This window comes from Agromyces sp. ISL-38 (assembly GCF_018613935.1).
Taxonomy (GTDB): Bacteria; Actinomycetota; Actinomycetes; order Actinomycetales; family Microbacteriaceae; genus Agromyces.
The window spans coordinates 52550-68457 of sequence record NZ_JAGGPF010000015.1 but is presented as its reverse complement, the minus strand read 5'-3'; the positions used below and the strand labels follow the sequence as shown (position 1 = coordinate 68457).

At 69.3% G+C, this 15908-nt stretch carries 11 protein-coding genes; 2 read left to right on the top strand and 9 right to left on the bottom strand.

Translation table 11 applies throughout. The annotated features are described in order from the left end of the window. Position 1: 1 nt before the first annotated feature. Genes J7E25_RS16645 through J7E25_RS16635 form a run of 3 tightly spaced genes read right to left on the bottom strand, consistent with a single transcriptional unit; the run spans position 2 to position 2418 of the window. On the bottom strand, positions 2 to 1150 hold the full coding sequence (locus J7E25_RS16645; RefSeq protein ID WP_308164626.1) for an AMP-binding protein: 1149 nt from the start codon (positions 1148 to 1150) through the stop codon (positions 2 to 4). A gap of 29 nt (positions 1151 to 1179) precedes the next feature. Then, positions 1180 to 2097: a 1,4-dihydroxy-2-naphthoyl-CoA synthase gene (locus tag J7E25_RS16640; RefSeq protein ID WP_214871287.1), complete on the bottom strand. Its 918-nt coding sequence runs from the start codon at positions 2095 to 2097 to the stop codon at positions 1180 to 1182. A gap of 42 nt (positions 2098 to 2139) precedes the next feature. Then, on the bottom strand, positions 2140 to 2418 hold the full coding sequence (locus tag J7E25_RS16635) for a hypothetical protein (RefSeq protein ID WP_214871286.1): 279 nt from the start codon (positions 2416 to 2418) through the stop codon (positions 2140 to 2142). Between the two features lie 114 nt (positions 2419 to 2532). On the opposite strand from J7E25_RS16635, the gene J7E25_RS16630 reads away from it, so the two are divergent. Together J7E25_RS16630 and J7E25_RS16625 are read left to right on the top strand one after the other, a co-directional pair. Then, positions 2533 to 3543, top strand: a complete 1011-nt coding sequence (locus tag J7E25_RS16630; RefSeq protein ID WP_214871285.1) for an o-succinylbenzoate synthase — start codon at positions 2533 to 2535, stop codon at positions 3541 to 3543. 78 nt (positions 3544 to 3621) lie between these two features. Next, a complete protein-coding gene (locus J7E25_RS16625) occupies positions 3622 to 4221 on the top strand; it encodes a hypothetical protein (protein WP_214871284.1) in 600 nt (199 codons plus the stop codon). Positions 4222 to 4438: 217 nt separating this feature from the next. Here the strand turns inward: J7E25_RS16625 and pulA are convergent, their stop codons facing one another. From pulA to J7E25_RS16595, 6 genes are all read right to left on the bottom strand, one after another. Then, a complete protein-coding gene (gene pulA / locus J7E25_RS16620; RefSeq protein WP_214871283.1) occupies positions 4439 to 10477 on the bottom strand; it encodes a pullulanase-type alpha-1,6-glucosidase in 6039 nt (2012 codons plus the stop codon). A 561-nt stretch (positions 10478 to 11038) separates the two neighbouring features. Further along, on the bottom strand, positions 11039 to 11989 hold the full coding sequence (gene ccsB / locus J7E25_RS16615; RefSeq protein ID WP_214871320.1) for a c-type cytochrome biogenesis protein CcsB: 951 nt from the start codon (positions 11987 to 11989) through the stop codon (positions 11039 to 11041). Positions 11990 to 12047: 58 nt separating this feature from the next. Further along, positions 12048 to 13775, bottom strand: a complete 1728-nt coding sequence (locus J7E25_RS16610; protein WP_214871282.1) for a cytochrome c biogenesis protein ResB — start codon at positions 13773 to 13775, stop codon at positions 12048 to 12050. Further along, positions 13759 to 14511, bottom strand: a complete 753-nt coding sequence (locus tag J7E25_RS16605) for a cytochrome c biogenesis CcdA family protein (protein WP_214871281.1) — start codon at positions 14509 to 14511, stop codon at positions 13759 to 13761. The genes J7E25_RS16610 and J7E25_RS16605 overlap by 17 nt, the downstream gene beginning before the upstream one ends. 15 nt (positions 14512 to 14526) lie before the next feature. Further along, on the bottom strand, positions 14527 to 15198 hold the full coding sequence (locus J7E25_RS16600; RefSeq protein WP_214871280.1) for a TlpA disulfide reductase family protein: 672 nt from the start codon (positions 15196 to 15198) through the stop codon (positions 14527 to 14529). Then, positions 15198 to 15842 carry a histidine phosphatase family protein gene (locus J7E25_RS16595; RefSeq protein WP_214871279.1) on the bottom strand — a complete coding sequence of 215 codons (645 nt, stop codon included), beginning with the start codon at positions 15840 to 15842 and terminating at the stop codon, positions 15198 to 15200. The genes J7E25_RS16600 and J7E25_RS16595 overlap by 1 nt, the downstream gene beginning before the upstream one ends. Positions 15843 to 15908: the final 66 nt, after the last annotated feature.

Below are 15908 nucleotides of genomic sequence, written 5' to 3'. Positions count from 1 at the left end.
GTCACCCCTCGCGTTCGAGGAGCACCGAAAGAGCCTGGCGATCGGGCTTGCCCGAGTCGAGGCTCGGCAGCTCGTCGACGACGAGGAGCCGGGCCGGGCGGGCGGCGGGCGTGAGGCCCGCGGCATCGGTCGCAGCGGCCAGGGTGCTGAGGGCATCGGATGCCGCAGCGGCATCCGTGCCCGGAGCCACCACTGCTGCCCGCTCTCCCCATTCCAGGTCTTCGACCCGCAGCACCACAGCGTGCTCGAAGCCCGGCACGGCGCGTACGGCGCGCTCGACCTCGCCGAGCACTACCTTGATGCCGCCCGAGATGATCACGTCGTCGGCACGTCCGGTGATCACGAGACGGCCGTCATCGTCGTCGATCGAGCCGAGATCGCCGGTGCGGTACCAGCGGTTGCCGGCGGCATCCGTGGTGAACGCCGCCTCGGTGAGCTCCGCGTCGTCGAGGTACCCCTCGGCGAGCATCGGGCCCGAGAGCTCGACGACGCCGTCGACGATGCGCACGCCGACGTTCTCGAGGGGCCGGCCGTCGTAGACGCATCCGCCGGCCGTCTCGCTCGACCCGTACGTGCGCGTGACGAGCGCTCCCATGGCGCACGCGCGCTCGACGAGGCCCGTGGGCGCCGCCTGGCCGCCGAGCAGGATGCGGTCGAAGGAGCGCAGCGCCTCCGCCACGGAAGGGTCGGTCTCAGCGGCGTCGACGAGCCGAGCGAGCTGCACGGGCACGAGCGAGGTGAAGCGCAGGCCGGCCGGGTCGAGTCGGGCGGATGCCGCGGCGAACGCTGCGGGATCGAACCCCTCGCCCTCGAGCACCACGGGAGTCGTACCCGCGATGATCGACCGGATCAGCACCTGGGCGCCCGCGATGTAATGCGCGGGCAGGGCGAGCAGCCACTGCCCGTGTCCGCCGAGTTCGCGCATCACCGAGCGGGCGCTCAGGCGCAGCGCCTCGGACGAGAGCGCGACCCGTTTCGGCGACGCCATGGACCCGCTCGTCTCGATGACGAGCGCGATGCCCTCGGGTTCGAGGGAGATGACGGGGTCAGCGGGAACGCGCTCGCGAGGCATCGGCAGCACGGGCATGCCGTCGAGCAGCACCGCGTCGCGCAACTGCGCGATGAGCGCGGGAAGATCATCGGACGCCACCGCGAGGAGGGGCCAACTGCCCCGAGTGCTCAGTAGTGCCATGGGTACGGCCCCCAGTCGGGGTCGCGCTTCTCGAGGAACGCGTCGCGACCCTCGACCGCCTCGTCGGTGCCGTACGCGAGGCGCGTCGCCTCACCGGCGAAGACCTGCTGTCCCACCATTCCGTCGTCGACCGCGTTGAAGGCGAACTTCAGCATGCGGATCGCCGTCGGCGACTTGGTGAGGATCGTGCGCGCCATCGCGATCGCCTCGCGCTCGAGGTCGGCATGCGGCACCACGCGGTTCACGGCGCCCATCTCGTACGCGCGCTCGGCCGAGTACTCCTCGGCGAGGAAGAACACTTCGCGTGCGAACTTCTGTCCGATCTGCCTCGCGAAGTAGGCACTGCCGTAGCCGGCGTCGAAGCTGCCGACATCGGCATCCGTCTGCTTGAACCGGCCGTGCTCACGACTCGCGATCGTGAGGTCGCAGACGACGTGCAGCGAGTGGCCGCCGCCCGCCGCCCAGCCCGGCACGACCGCGATGACGACCTTCGGCATGAAGCGGATGAGGCGCTGCACCTCGAGGATGTGCAGGCGCCCGAGGCCACCCGGGGCTACTCGACCACGGGGATCCTCGTACTTGTACCCGTCGCGGCCGCGGATGCGCTGGTCGCCGCCGGAGCAGAAGGCCCAGCCGCCGTCTTTCTCACTCGGTCCGTTGCCGGTCAGCAGCACGACGCCGATGCGCGGGTTGATGCGCGCGTCTTCAAGCGCCCGATAGAGCTCGTCGACGGTGTGCGGTCGGAACGCGTTCCGCACCTCGGGCCGGTGGAACGCGATGCGGGCGATGCGGCCGTCGAGCGAGTGGTGATAGGTGATGTCGGTGAAACCGGATGGTCCAGTTATGCCGGTCGCGGCATCCGTCCACTCGTTCGCATCGAACAGTTCGGATACGTCGGCCGCCATGCGCCCAGCCTATTCCGCGGGGGCGTTCGCGACGTGCGCGACTCAGATACCGCTCGGCGCCCCGTCGAAGAAGGACACGGCGCTCGCGATGACGAGCGAGCCCGCCCAGAGCACGGCCGCGCTGATCGGGATGAGCGCGGCGATGATGATCGCCACGCCGATGACGCTGATCGCGATGTTGCGCGGCGTGGACTCGGGCGCCACCTCGCCAGCCTCGATTTCGCCGCCGAGCAGCTCGTCGAGTTCGCTTGAGGATGCGTCGACGGATGCCGCGCGCGTCGTCGCGTCGGCGCCCATTGAGTGCGTGCCCTCGCCTGCCATACCCCGAGCCTACCGCCGACTGGTTCGCCGATGCCGGCGAGCTTGCGACGCCGCGCCCTCGCGGCACCGCGCTCGGACTCGGAGCCGATCCGCTCGGCGTGACAGACTGGACGCGTGAGCAACGACGTTCCGACCCTTGATCATCTGCTCGGCTCGGCGCGCGTCGTGGCGCTGCCGCTTGTGACACGATTCCGCGGCATCGACGTGCGCGAGGCGGTGCTGCTCGAAGGCCCCGAGGGCTGGACCGAGTTCTCGCCGTTCGTCGAGTACGACGACGACGAGGCATCCGCGTGGCTCGAAGCGGCGATCGACTACGGATGGAACGCGCCGCCGCCCACCCTGCGCGACCGCATTCCGGTGAACGCCACGGTGCCGGCCGTCGACCCCGACAGCGTCGCGGCCGTGCTCGCGCGCTTCCCCGGTTGCCGCACCGCGAAGGTGAAGGTCGCCGCGAGCGACCAGACCCTCGCACAGGATGTCGCCCGGGTTCGCGCCGTGCGCGAGGCGCTCGGGCCCGAGGGCCGCATCCGCGTCGACGCGAACGGCGGCTGGAACGTCGACGAGGCCGAGCACGCGATCCACGCGCTCGCGCCGTTCGACCTCGAGTACGTCGAGCAACCGTGCGAGACCGTCGAGGAGCTCGCCGAGATCCGCTTTCGCACGAAGTACATGGGCATCCCGATCGCGGCCGACGAGAGCGTGCGGCGCGCGGCGGACCCGCTCGAGGTCGCTCGCCTCGGCGCCGCGGACCTCCTCGTCATCAAGGCGCAGCCGCTCGGGGGAATCCGCCGAGCGCTCGAGATCGTCGAGTCCGCCGGCCTGCCCGTGGTGGTCTCGAGCGCACTCGACACCAGCGTGGGCATCGCGATGGGGGCGCAGCTCGCGGCATCCGTTCCCGATCTCGAGTACGACTGCGGGCTCGGCACGGCGTCGCTGCTGTCGGCGGATGTCACGCGCTCGCCGCTCCTGCCCGAAGACGGGTCGATCGCGGTGCGACGAGTCCTGCCCGACCCCGAGTTGCTCGATCGGTACGCCGCGAGCGCCGAGCGCACCGAGTGGTGGCTCGACCGCCTGGGGCGCGCGCACGCGGTGCTCACCGCGGGTGCAACGGCATCGGTCGAATGACCCGCGCGTACGCCCCTCCGGAGCATTCCCTCCGATAGCGTGGGGCCACCTTCACCGACGATCGCTCGAGGAGCACGTGTGCCGCGACCCCACCGCCTCCCCCCGATCCTCCACGTGACGATCGCCGCGGCGATCGGAGCCGGACTGAGCGGATGCCTCGCGGCTCCCCCGCCCGTCACGGATGCCGCCGCGGCGACGCCCGAGCCCGAGGCGTCCTCGGCTGCTGCCTGCATCCAGCGAGCGCGGGTCATCGACGTGGAGGAGGCGCGCGAGTATCACGAGCAAGCCCTCGTCGGCCTGCGAGCCGAACAGCAGTACATGCACACCTTCAACGGCCGCTATGTCATCGGCTTCGATGAGGAGACGTTCTGGGTGGAACCCGCCTACGACATCTGGCTGAGCGACGGCAGCACGGTCGTCGACGTGCGGCAGAGTGGCAGGCTCACCGGTCGATACACCATCGACGACGGCGTGCTCTCGACCTCAGAGGTCGTGGATGGGCGCACCACGGATCCCGCGGTCGACGCGGCGGCGGGACCCACCGCGGCGATCGTCCGGAAGATCATGGACCACAATCCGATCGAGGGCGCCCGCGCCTCATGCGACGGTGACGACCTCGTGCTCGAGCTCAGCGAGCCCGACAGCGGCCACACCACCGTGCACCTGCCCGCCGCCTGACGGCCGGTTCGCTGCCCGCGCGCAGGCGCACGATGGTGACGGCGCGGCATCCGCCTGAACGGGGTGGTGGTCGCGGGTGAAGCTACTTGGTTTCCCACAACCCCTCATGGGTGACCCCGGCGACTGATCGGAATCAGGTTCACGACGCGAAATCAGGCAGGGAATCCGAAGTTCTGCCTGATTTCGCGCCGTTTGCCTGATCTCGAGTGTGCCGCGCCTACCAGAGCACGATCACGATGGGCACCGATTGCGAATCGGCATAGCCCTCGCCACCGTCGAACGCGACCGTCAGCACGTGGATGCCGGCCCGGAGCTTCGGCAGCTTGACCTCGAACCGTCCCGTGCCGTCGGCCGCGACCTGCGACGTGGCGATGGCGTTGTCGCCGTCGAGAATGGTGAGGGTGCCCACCGCGTCGGTCCCGTCGGCGGCGGTCACCTGGCCCGTGAGCTTCACCGAGGATCCGGCCTTCGCGAAGACCTTGTTCGGCACGGCGACCACCGAGGTTCCCACTTCCGGCGGCTCCTGCCCGTCGACGAGCACTGCGGCGGTGCGAGCCGGCACGGTGAGCGCGCCGCTCGCGGCATCCCACTCCGTCGCCTTCACGACCGGGTCGGCACCGTTCGCGAGCGCGTCGGCGAGCGCGAACTCGCGGCCCGCCATCCCGTCGACCGTCTCGGTGATCGCCTCGGGCGATGCGTTGAACACGACGAGCGCGCCGTCGAGCTCAGGATCGACGTCGACTCCCACGAGGTCGTCGATCTGCATCACGATGAGACCCGGCGTGGCATCCGGTCCGCTGATCGGGAACGACACCTTCTCGTCGATGAGCTCCGCCGAGCCGAGCTGCAGCAGGTCGACCTCGTCGCGCACCCGCAGCAGGTCGAGCGCGGATGCCTCGGCAGCGGCGATGTCGGCAGCGGCCGGCTTGAGCGCCGGGTTCGCGAGCAGCGGAGCCATGATCGACCACTTGCCGCCGTTGTCGGCCTCGTTCGGCAGACCCGAGCCGAACGTCGACTCCTGACCGGTCCAGTCGATGCGGTTGAACCAGTCACCCGAGTTGTAGCTGTTCCGGTCGAGCGACTTCGAGCGCAGGAGCTCCGTGCCGGCGTGCCAGAACGAGGGCGACTGCGAAAGGGTCACCGTCGCGAGCGACAGCGTGTTCATGCGCACGCGGTCGGCCATCGGGGTGTCGGTCGGGAGTTTGAACACAGAGAGGTCGTAGAGCGTCTCGTTGTCGTGGGCGTCGACGTAGTTGATGACCTCGTCGGGCTGGTCGGCGTAGCCGGCCGGCGATCCGCGGTAGTCGAGCTGGTCGCCGCGCACCACGTCGCCCGAGGCATCCGTCAGCTCGTAGGCACGCAGGTTGCCGGCGAGGCCGAGCTTCACGAGATCGGTCTGGTGGCCGAGGTCGGCGAACGCCTGCTCGGACGTGCCGTTGATCGGGTCGCCGTTCGGGTCGGTCGCAAGGCCGGTGCCGTAGCCCTGCACGAACGTCGACGCGCCGTCGACCGGGCTGCCGCCGTGCACGGCGTCACGCAGTCGGTCGTTGAATGTGCCGATGCCCGTTCCGCCGAGCTGCCCCTGCGTGGCCTGCTCGAAGAGCGCGTTGTTCGCGACCTCGCCGAAGTTCCAGCCCTCGCCGTAGAGGTACACGGCTGAGCCGTCGACGCCGTCTTCCGCGAGCGTGAGCTCGTCGAGCGTAGCGCGCACCGCGAGCATGTTGGCCTTCGAGTGGTGGCCCATGAGATCGAAGCGGAAGCCGTCGACCTTGTACTCCTTCGCCCACAGCACCACGGAGTCGACCATGAGCTTCTGGGCGACCTCGTGCTCGGTTGCGACGTTCTGGCAGCACGTCGAGGTCTCGACGTTGCCGACGGCGTTCAGGCGCTGGTAGTAGCCGGGCACGATCTTGTCGAGCACCGACTTCTCACCCTGGCCGGATGCCGCGGTGTGGTTGTACACCTCGTCGAGCACGACCTGGAGGCCCGTCGCGTGCAGCGCACCGACCATCTCGCGGAACTCGCTCACGCGGGCGCCGCCGTTCGGGTCCACCGCATAGGAGCCCTCGGGCGCCTGGAAGTGGAACGGGTCGTAGCCCCAGTTGAAGCCGTCGAGGTCGCGGATCGACTCGAGACAGGCCTGCTGCTCGGCGGATGCCGGGCCGAAGCTCGCCAGGTCGCACGACGGGGTCGCCTGCTGGTCGCGGCGCTCCTCGATCGTGGCGATGTCGAACGTCGGCAGCAGGTGCACCGTGTTGATGCCGGCCTCGGCGAGCTGCTCGAGTTGCGCGGTGCCCGCCGAGTCGCGGGTGAAGGCGCGGTAGGTGCCGCGCTCCTCCTCGGGCACGGTCTCGTCACTGATCGAGAAGTCACGCACGTGCAGTTCGTAGATCGCGCGGTCGACCGCACGCTCCACGACGGGCGCGGGCGTCTCCTCCCACTCGGCGGGTCGCAGTGACTCGTCGTCGAGGTCGACGACGACGGTGCGCACCGAATTCGTCGTGAGGGCTACGGAGTACGGGTCGGTGACCGAGCTCGTCTCGATGGCACCGGTGGTCGGTGCGAACACCTGGAGCGACCAGCGGTACTCGTCGCCGGCGCCGAGGCCGTCGACGTTCCACGTGCCGTCGGCTTCGTCGAAGGTCGCCTCGATCACCTGGGGGTCACCGGATGCGCCGGCATCCCAACGCTCGAGCGACACGGCCTGAGCAGTCGGCGCCCAGAGCGTGGCGCTCGCGGCGTCGCCCTGCCAGCTCACGCCGAGCGGCACGGATGCCACGGCGTCGGCGTAGAGGTCGTCGAGCACGCCGGGCACCTGCACGCCCGTGAACGCGCTGAGCGCATCTTCCGTCGTCTGCGACACCGCGAGCTGCTCGGTCAGGAGCTGCTGCACCGCAGCACGATCGAGCCCGATCGGACGTAGGGCGAGGAAGCCCTCGAGCGCTGGGAATTTCGCAAGCTGCGCGTCGGAGAGGCCGGCCGGGTCGAGCGTCAGCTCGATCGGCTCACCACCACCGGTCACCGCACCCTCGGCCGCTGCGAGCGTGGCGTCGGCCGAGTGCTCGAGCGTCCAGGTCGCAGAGTCGGCGGATGCTCCGCCGAGCAGTTCCGCGGGCCACGCGAGCGTGTCCTCGCTCACCCAGTGCGCCCGCGATTGCCCGGCGCCCGCGAGCGGCGGGTCGGTCACGACGATCTCGAGCACGTGGGTCGCGATCGTGTACCGGAACTCGATGAGCTTGCCGCCCTCGGCCGTGAAGGTGTAGTTCGCACCGCCGGGCGCACCGCCGACGCCGTAGTTCTCGTTCCAGTTCAGGCCGTGGGCGACCTTCACCTCATACGAGCCGTCGGGAATCGACGAGGTCGACCACGTGTAGACGCCGTCCTTGTCGCCGTCCTGCATGAGTGAGGCGAGGCACTCGGGCTGCCAGTCGCCGGGGCATCCGACCTCGGACTGGAAGCTGCCGGGCAGCGTCACCGTGGGCCCCTCGGCGGTCGACGAGACCACCTTGGTGTTCGGGTTCCAGTAGAACGTGATCGGCCCACCGGTGTGAGAGTACGAGACGTTCGGCCCGTTCTGTTCGCCGTTCGCGCCGTAGTTGACGTCCCAACTGCCGTTGAGCGCGACCTTGTACTCGTAGTCGCCCGCGGGCAGGTCGAACGTGCCGGCGTAGATGCCGTCGGCGCGGAGCGTGAGCTTCGCGGCATCGCAACCGGGCGTCCAGTCGCCGGCGCAGCCCATCTCGGAATTGTGCGAACCCGGCACGGTCACGAGTTCGATCGGGGGCTCGGGGTTGTCCTCCTCGACGAGGTTCACGGCGTTGCCCACGGACGCGTAGGTCGAAGCGGCCGAGCGGTGGCCGGCGGCATCCGTCGACACCGCGCGGTACTCGAGGAGCGTGCCCTTCGCGAGGCCGGCCGTGTCGTGGAAGACGCGGGGGCTCGTGTCTTCAGCGGTGCCGAGCGCGTGCCAGTCTGCGGAGCCGGCGACGCGCCAGGCGAAGCTCGTCTCCTGCCAGGTGGCGTCGTCGACATCGGCGGCGACCGGGCTGACCCCGGTCACGCCGGCACCCGCGACCGGCACCGAGACCGAGATGGCGGATGCCGCGTCGGGCGCGCTCACCGTGCGGTCGGCCTTCCACACCACGGCGCCGAGCGCCGGCACGGTGACGGATGCCAGGCCCGCGGCATCCGCGGTCGCTGCCGTGCCGTCGCCGTAGAGCACCTGGAACGCGCCGCCCTCCGTGAGCGTCGGCACGTCGACGGTCTTCGCCGCGTTGGAGTTGTTCAGCGCCACGAGGTACTCGGTCTTCTCGGTGCGATCGACGCGCGAGAAGGCGTACACGCCCGCGCCGCTGTCGACGTAGCGCTCGAGCTGCGCGCCCGTCTCGAGAGCCGGGTGCGCCTCGCGGAGGGTCGTGAGGGCGGCGATGTGCTCGTAGAGCGGGGCATCCGTTGCGAAATGCTCGCCGGTGCCGAAGGTCTCACCCGTGACGAGCGGCTGGTTCTGGAACTCGGTGACCTGCGTGGGGAAGAGCGTCTGCCTGGCGCTCTGGTCGCCGCCGATTCCGGCGAAGCCCTGCTCGTCGCCGTAGTAGACGACCGGCTGGCCGCGGGTGAGGAACATGAGCTCGTGGGCGAGCTCGTCGCGCTGCAGCGGCTCGGCCGTGGAGTTCAGGAAGTAGCCGACGCGACCCATGTCGTGGTTGCCGAGGAAGGTGGGCAGCGCCGTCGCCGACGAGTCAGGCGTCGTGTAGTAGTCGTCGCCCGCGAAGAGGGACTGCAGGCCCTTCGCCGAGTTGCCCGCCGCGAAGCTCACGGCTTGCGACTGGAACGTGAAGTCGAGCACCGAGTTCATGTCGCTGTTGCGCACGTACGGGCTCAGCTTGACGGGGTCGGCGTCGTAGACCTCGCCGAACATGAAGAAGTCGGGCTTGCCGGCTGCGTGCGCGTAGTCGAGCACCTGCGTCGACCACTGCTCCCAGAACTCGAAGTTCACGTGCTTGGCGGTGTCGATGCGGAAGCCGTCGATGCCGAGGTCGATCCAGTTCTCGTAGACGTCGACGAAGCCGTTCACGACGGTCGGGTGCTCGGTCATGAGGTCGTCGAGGCCGACGAAGTCGCCGAGCGTGACCGACTCGCCCTCCCACGTCGAGTCGCCGCGGTTGTGGTAGAGCGTCGGGTCGTTGAGCCACGCCGGCACCTTGAGGTCGGCGTCTTCGGGGGTGACGACGGGCGTGTAGGGGAAGCTCGTGGCCGGGTCGAGGGCCGGGAACGGCTGGCTGCCGTCGGCGTAATCGGCCGGGTCGAACGCGTTGCCGTCGGCGTCGCGGTAGGGCTCGGTCGCCGTGTCGATATACGAGTTCTGGCCCTCGGCGTAGTCGATCACGTCGGCGGTGTGGTTCGTGATGATGTCGAAGTAGACCTTGATGCCCTTGGCGTGCGCCTCGGCGATGAGGGCTTCGAGCTCGGCGTTCGTGCCGAGGTGCGGGTCGATCTGGGTGAAGTCGGTGATCCAGTAGCCGTGGTAGCCGGCGGACGCGTTCGCGCCCTCGCCCTGCACCGGGCGGTTCTTGAAGCTCGGCGTGAGCCAGATCGCGCTCGTGCCGAGCCCATCGATGTAGTCGAGCTGCGAGCGCAGGCCGGCGAGGTCGCCGCCGTTGTAGAAGCCCTTGTGGGTCGGGTCGAATCCGGTCGTGAGCGCGTCGCCGGTGAGTCCGCCCTGGTCGTTTGTCGCGTCGCCGTTCTCGAAGCGGTCGGTCATGACGAAGTAGAAGGTCTCGTCGCTGCCGGGCTGCCGCACTGGGTCGGACACGAGGGCGGCGTCGGATGCCTCGTCGTAGGCGCCGCGGAGTCCGGTCGCCTCGAGGCCCACGCGCTTGAGGTTGTCGTCGAACACGACGCGCACGGGAGTGTCGCCCGCGACGGTCAGCGGGATGTTGTCGCCGCCGCCGTTCAGGCCGTACGCCTCGTCCCAGGTGTCGTTGACGGCGACCTTGTACTCCCAGGCGCCGGCGGGCACAGTGAACTCGGCCGCGAAGACGCCGGGCGTGCCGGTCGCGGTGAGCTCGGTCTCGGCGCACGCGGGATCCCAGTCGCCGGGACATCCGAGCTCCGACTGCAGCGAGCCGACCAGCGCGAACGTGCGCGGCTCCTCGGCGGCGGCCGCAAGGCCTGGAATCACGGCGATGGCGGATGCCGCGAGGGCTCCCGACACCACGAGGGCGAACCATCTGCGTGCGCGAGCGCCTTGCGTCATCCTTGACTCCCGATTCCTCGGCACGACCGCGTGCCACCGACTTGGAGCGACCGTATCAGCGGCCGTCACGTTAATGCAAGCGTTTACAGCCACGCGGCCACCGCGACGACGGAGTCGACGGATGCCGCGTCATCTCGCTCCTCACAGCGCGACCTGCGCTGCAAACGCTCTCATTGGATATGCCGCGTTCGCGGGGCGACGGGGAAATGGTCAAGCTGTCGGCCGGTGCATGCTCAGCCGATCACCGCCGCTCGCCGGCTTCGCCGCGCGACTCCAGCAACCTCATGCTCGCAGATGTTTCGGCACCCAAGTAGAGAACCTTTGCTCGCCATTCACCGCGCACCCGATGACGCATCCTCCGCGGGAAGTGGTACCGAAGTACCGAAGTACCGAAGTACCGAAGTACCGGGATAACCGAGTCCAAAGGGAGCACCGAAGGCTCGGAACGTGTTACGCCGTAGGGCCGGCCCCGAGCCCAAAGGTGGGATACCAGAGCGCCCTGAAGACCCTGAGACCCGAGGCCATGGAGACCCGAAGACCGAAACGAACGTCGACGCCTGCCTAGAGTCCCGAGTACGCGTGCAATCCCTTGAAGAAGAGGTTCACGATCGTGAAGTTGAACAGCACCGCCGAGAAGCCGATGATCGCGAGCCACGCCGATCGTGAGCCGCGCCAGCCGCGGGTCGCCCGCGCGTGGATGTACCCGGCGAAGATGACCCAGATGATGAAGGTCCAGACTTCCTTCGTGTCCCAGCCCCAGTAGCGGCCCCAGGCCTTCTCGGCCCAGATCGCTCCGGCCATGAGCGTGAAGGTCCAGAGGATGAAGCCGATGATGCTCACGCGATAGGCGAGGTTCTCGAGGGTGAACGAATCGGGAAGCGTCGCGAGGAAGTTCTGCTTCACGGCCTTCGCGGTCTCGGCGATCGACTCGCGTCGCGACTGCAGGAGCTGCACGACCGAGAGGGCGAACCCGAGCGCGAAGAAGCCCACCGCCGACGATGCGACGAACACGTGGATCACGAGCCACGGCGACTTCAGCGCGGGGGGCAGCGGCACGACGCCCACATAGAAGTTCACCGTCGCGATGCCGAGCAGCACGAGCACGAGGCCCGTCACGAAGGTGCCGAGGAAGCGCAGGTCCTGCTTCACGAGCACCAGCACGAGGAGGAACACGGTGATGATGATGAGGGTGCCCGTGAGCGCGAACTCGTACATGTTGGCCCACGGCACCCGCCCGGCGGCGAGACCGCGCAGCACATCGGCGGTGAGGTGCAGCAGCCAGGCGACGACCGTCATGGCCACGCCCACACGCAGTGCCGGCGAGCGACCGTAGACGACGGATGCCGCAGCGCCCGCCCTGTTCGCAGGACGCGCGACGCCGTCGGTGCTGCCCACCGCCGCTGCGCCCACCGCGACCGGCGCCTTCGACTCGTCGACGGCGCGCGTCGCCGCAGCGGAGCGCCTCGCGAGGTCGATCGCGTACGCGATGAACGCGATCGCGTACACGGCCATCGCCGAATACACGCAGAGGATGGAGATCTCGTCGAGCGTGAACGTCACGGCTTCTACCTTACGTCGAAGAGGAATTGCGGTCGTGTGGCGGTTCGGCGGCCGAGAGCCCGGCCACGTGCCGGTCGGCGAACGCCGTGACCGCGGCCTCGAGCCCCGGGTCCTCGCCGCGGGCGAGTGCCGCGTACTCGAGCACCACCCGGCCGTCGGCGTGCGACGCGGCCTTCACCCACATGCGCCGGCGCGGCACGAAGAGCGAGACGAGGAGTCCGGCGAGGATGAGGATCGCGAACGCGAGCACCCACAGTTGCGACGGGTCGTGGTGGATGTCGAAGGACGCGAATCGCGGCACGCTCTGCGAGAGGTCGCCCTCTGCGGCATCCGGATCAGCATTGTCGAAGGAGACCGAGCCGAGCCCGTTCGGCAGTTCGGCGGTCTCGCCGGGCTTCAGCTCGATGGAGTCGACGCCCGTCGAACCGCCAGTGAGCTGCTCCATGCTCGACGGGTCGAGCGTGTACACCGAGGTGGGCTCGCCGCCGTCGATGCCGAGGTCGCCCTGGTACACGTTGAGGGTGAGCACCGGGAAGATCAGGTCGGGGTAGCTCGACGAGTAGGCACCCGAGGAGAGCTCGCTCTGCGTCGGGTAGAAGAAGCCGACCATGCCGACCTGCTCCTCGAGGCCGTCGGGCACCTTGACGACGCCGATCGAGGTGAGGTTCGCGTCTTGCGGCAGGAACGGCACCGAGTCGGTGAAGACCACCTCGCCGTCGGGATCGCGCACCGTGATCGTCGGCGCGTAGCCGTTGCCGAGCAGGTAGATGTCGGTGCCGTGGGTGTAGAGCGGCGCGTTGACCTTGACGACGTCGTCGACCGCCTGCTCGCCCTGACCCTGCACGGTGACGTGCGCGGTGAAGTCGATCGGCTGCCCGATCGCGTCCTGGTTCCGCGTCTCGTAGACGGCGTCGAGCTCTTCGAGTGAGATCCGGTAGGGCTTGAGCGACGTGTCGTCGAAGAAGCGGCCGGGGTTGAACGAATCGTAGGCCGCGAGCGTGTTGACGAACGACTGGCCCTCGACGATCACGCGCTGCCCCGCGAAGCCGAACCCGCCGCCGATGCCCACGGCCACGAGCACGCCCACCAGCGCGGTGTGGAACACGAGGTTCCCGGTCTCGCGCAGGTAGCCGCGTTCGGCGGAGACGGATGCCTCGCCGCGCACGTCGAAGCGCTCGACCCGGTACCCCGCCTGGCGGAGCTGCTTCGCCGCGGCGTCGATCGCGGCATCCGCGGCCGCCCTGCTGTTGGTTGAGCCTGCCGTAACCGGCAGCGGCCGTTCGGTGTAGCCGGCGAGCCGCGAGAGCCGCACCGGCGTGCGCGGCGGGCGGGCTCGCAGCGCCTCGAGGTGGTGCTTCGTGCGCGGGACGATGCACCCGATGAGCGACACGAACAACAGCAGGTAGATCGCGGAGAACCACGCCGACGTGTACACGTCGAACATCTGGAAGCCGTCGAGCACCGGCGCGAGGCGGGGCTTGTCGGTGAAGTACTGCACGACGCCGTTGGGGTCGCTCGAGCGCTGCGGCACGAGGGAGCCGGGAACCGCGGCGATCGCGAGCAGCAGCAGGAGGAGCAGGGCCGTGCGCATGCTCGTGAGCTGCCGCCACGCGAAGCGGATCCATCCGACGAAGCCGAGCTTCGGCTGGGTGACGGATGCCTCGTCGGGCGCACTCTCGACGGAGTCGATGTGATCGGCGGGACGCGACGGCGCACCCGGATCAGATTGCGGGGACAAAACCGGTGATCACCGCCTGCAGCTCGTAGATCCAGACGGTCCAGAGGCCCGACACCATGAGCACGCCGATGAGCATGAGGAGCGATCCGCCGATGATGTTGATGGCCCGGATGTGCCGGCGGAGGAACGCGAGCGAGCCCGTGACCCAGCCGAAGCCGAGGGCGACGAGCAGGAACGGGATGCCGAGGCCGATGCAATAGGCGAGGCCGAGGAGCGCCCCGCGGCCCGCCGAGGCGGAGTCCGCGCTGAGGGCGAGCACGACGGCGAGGGTCGGGCCGATACACGGGGTCCAGCCGAGTCCGAACACGATGCCGAGCAGCGGCGCGCCCGCGAGGCCGGTGGCAGGCCGCCACGAGGGCTTGATGGTGCGTTGCAGGAACGTGAACTGCCCGATGAACACGAGCCCCATGACGATGAGCACGATGCCGAGCACCCGCACGAGCACGTCGGCGTAGACCTGGAGCCACGCTCCGATCACGCCGAACGTGGTCGTGAAGATGAGGAACACGAGCGTGAAACCCGCGATGAAGAGGAGCACGCCGAGGAGGAGGCGTCGACGGTTGCGGCGCTCCTCCGCGGGGTTGTCAGAGGCATCCGTGAATCCGCCGACGTACCCGAGGTAGCCGGGAACCAGCGGCAGCACGCACGGCGAGAGGAACGAGACGATGCCCGCGGCGAGCGCGATCGGCATCGCTGCGAGCAGTTGCCCGTTCAGCACGATCTCGCCGACGCCCATGCCCCGCCGCCCGGCCTACGCCTGCTCGTCGAGCAGTTGGTCGATGATCGACTCGAGGATCGACGCGCTGTTGAGCTGCCCGAGCACCCTCGCGGCCACGCGGCCCTCCTGGTCGAGCACGATCGTCGTCGGCACGGCGGCCGGCGGCACGGGGCCCGAGAACGCGAGCTGCGCCTCCCCCGAGTTGACGTCGAGGATCGACGGATACGTCACGCCGTACTTCTCCTCGAAGGAGGCCGCGGTGCCGGCCTGGTCGCGCACGTTGACCCCGACGAATCTCACGCCCTCACCGGCGAACGCCTGCGACACCTCCTGCAGGACGGGTGCCTCGGCCCGGCACGGCGCGCAGCCCGCGTACCAGAAGTTCACGACCTGCACGTCGCCCTCGGCGTCGGCGGAGTCGTAGCGATCGCCCTCGACCGTCTCGCCCGAGAACTCGATGCGCTCACCGCGCTGCGCCTCGTCGAATTCCGAGACGGTGCCGTCGCCCGCGATGTAGTTCTTGCCGCTGCCCTCGCGGTACTGCTCGGCGAGCGGATCGCTCGTGCAGCCGGTCAGCAGGAGAGCGGATGCCACGGCGAGCGCCGCACAACGAGGCGCGAGGTACCGCCGGCCGAGACGGCCGTCGGCGCTGGCGTCGCGGCGAAGGCCAGAAATGGCCTTCGCTCCAAGCTCCAGCGCGCGCATCACACCGCCCCCACGTCGGTCGCCTGCGCCGCAAGACCCGCCGCCGGATCGCGGTAGCCGACCTCGACGAACCCGTCGTCGCGACGCTCGAACGTCGTGATGCTCGAGAGGGCGCAGCGACGCCGGCGCGGGTCGTGCGAGAGCGACCTGCCTGAGACGCGGCGGTGCACCATCCAGATCGGCAGCTGGTGGCTCACGATCACGACATCGCCGTGATCGACCGAGTTCCAGGCGTCGTCCATCGCGCGCAGCATGCGGGTCACGATCTGGCGGAACGGCTCACCCCAGCTCGGCTGCAGCGGATTCACGAGGAAGGCCCATGTGCGCACATCGCGGAGGGCGCCGTCGGGGCCGCTCATGCGCTTGCCCTCGAACCGGTTCTCGGGCTCGATGACACGGTCGTCGAGCGAGGCCTCGAGGGAGAACACCCGAGCGATGGGCTCCGCGGACTGCTGGGTGCGCTGCAACGGGGAGGAGATGAGGGCGCTCACCGGCCGGGAGCGGCCGACGAGGTCGTCGGCGGCGGCTTGCGCCATCTCGTGGCCGAGGGTGGAGAGTCCGTAGCCCGGCAGACGACCGTAGAGCACGCCCTGGGGGTTGAAGACCTCGCCATGGCGCACGAGATGGATCTGCTCGGCCGGCACGATCTCCAGTCTACGGAGCGGTTCCCTATGAAATCGCCGAGCGCCCGGTGGTCGAGCAGCGCCGGG

Coding starts and splice junctions, on each gene's coding strand:
- J7E25_RS16635 (WP_214871286.1), bottom strand. CDS start 2,418: ATGGCAGGCGAGGGCACGCACTCAATGGGCGCCGACGCGACGACGCGC.
- J7E25_RS16640 (WP_214871287.1), bottom strand. CDS start 2,097: ATGGCGGCCGACGTATCCGAACTGTTCGATGCGAACGAGTGGACGGAT.
- pulA (WP_214871283.1), bottom strand. CDS start 10,477: ATGACGCAAGGCGCTCGCGCACGCAGATGGTTCGCCCTCGTGGTGTCG.
- ccsB (WP_214871320.1), bottom strand. CDS start 11,989: ATGGCCGTGTACGCGATCGCGTTCATCGCGTACGCGATCGACCTCGCG.
- J7E25_RS16605 (WP_214871281.1), bottom strand. CDS start 14,511: ATGGGCGTCGGCGAGATCGTGCTGAACGGGCAACTGCTCGCAGCGATG.
- J7E25_RS16600 (WP_214871280.1), bottom strand. CDS start 15,198: ATGCGCGCGCTGGAGCTTGGAGCGAAGGCCATTTCTGGCCTTCGCCGC.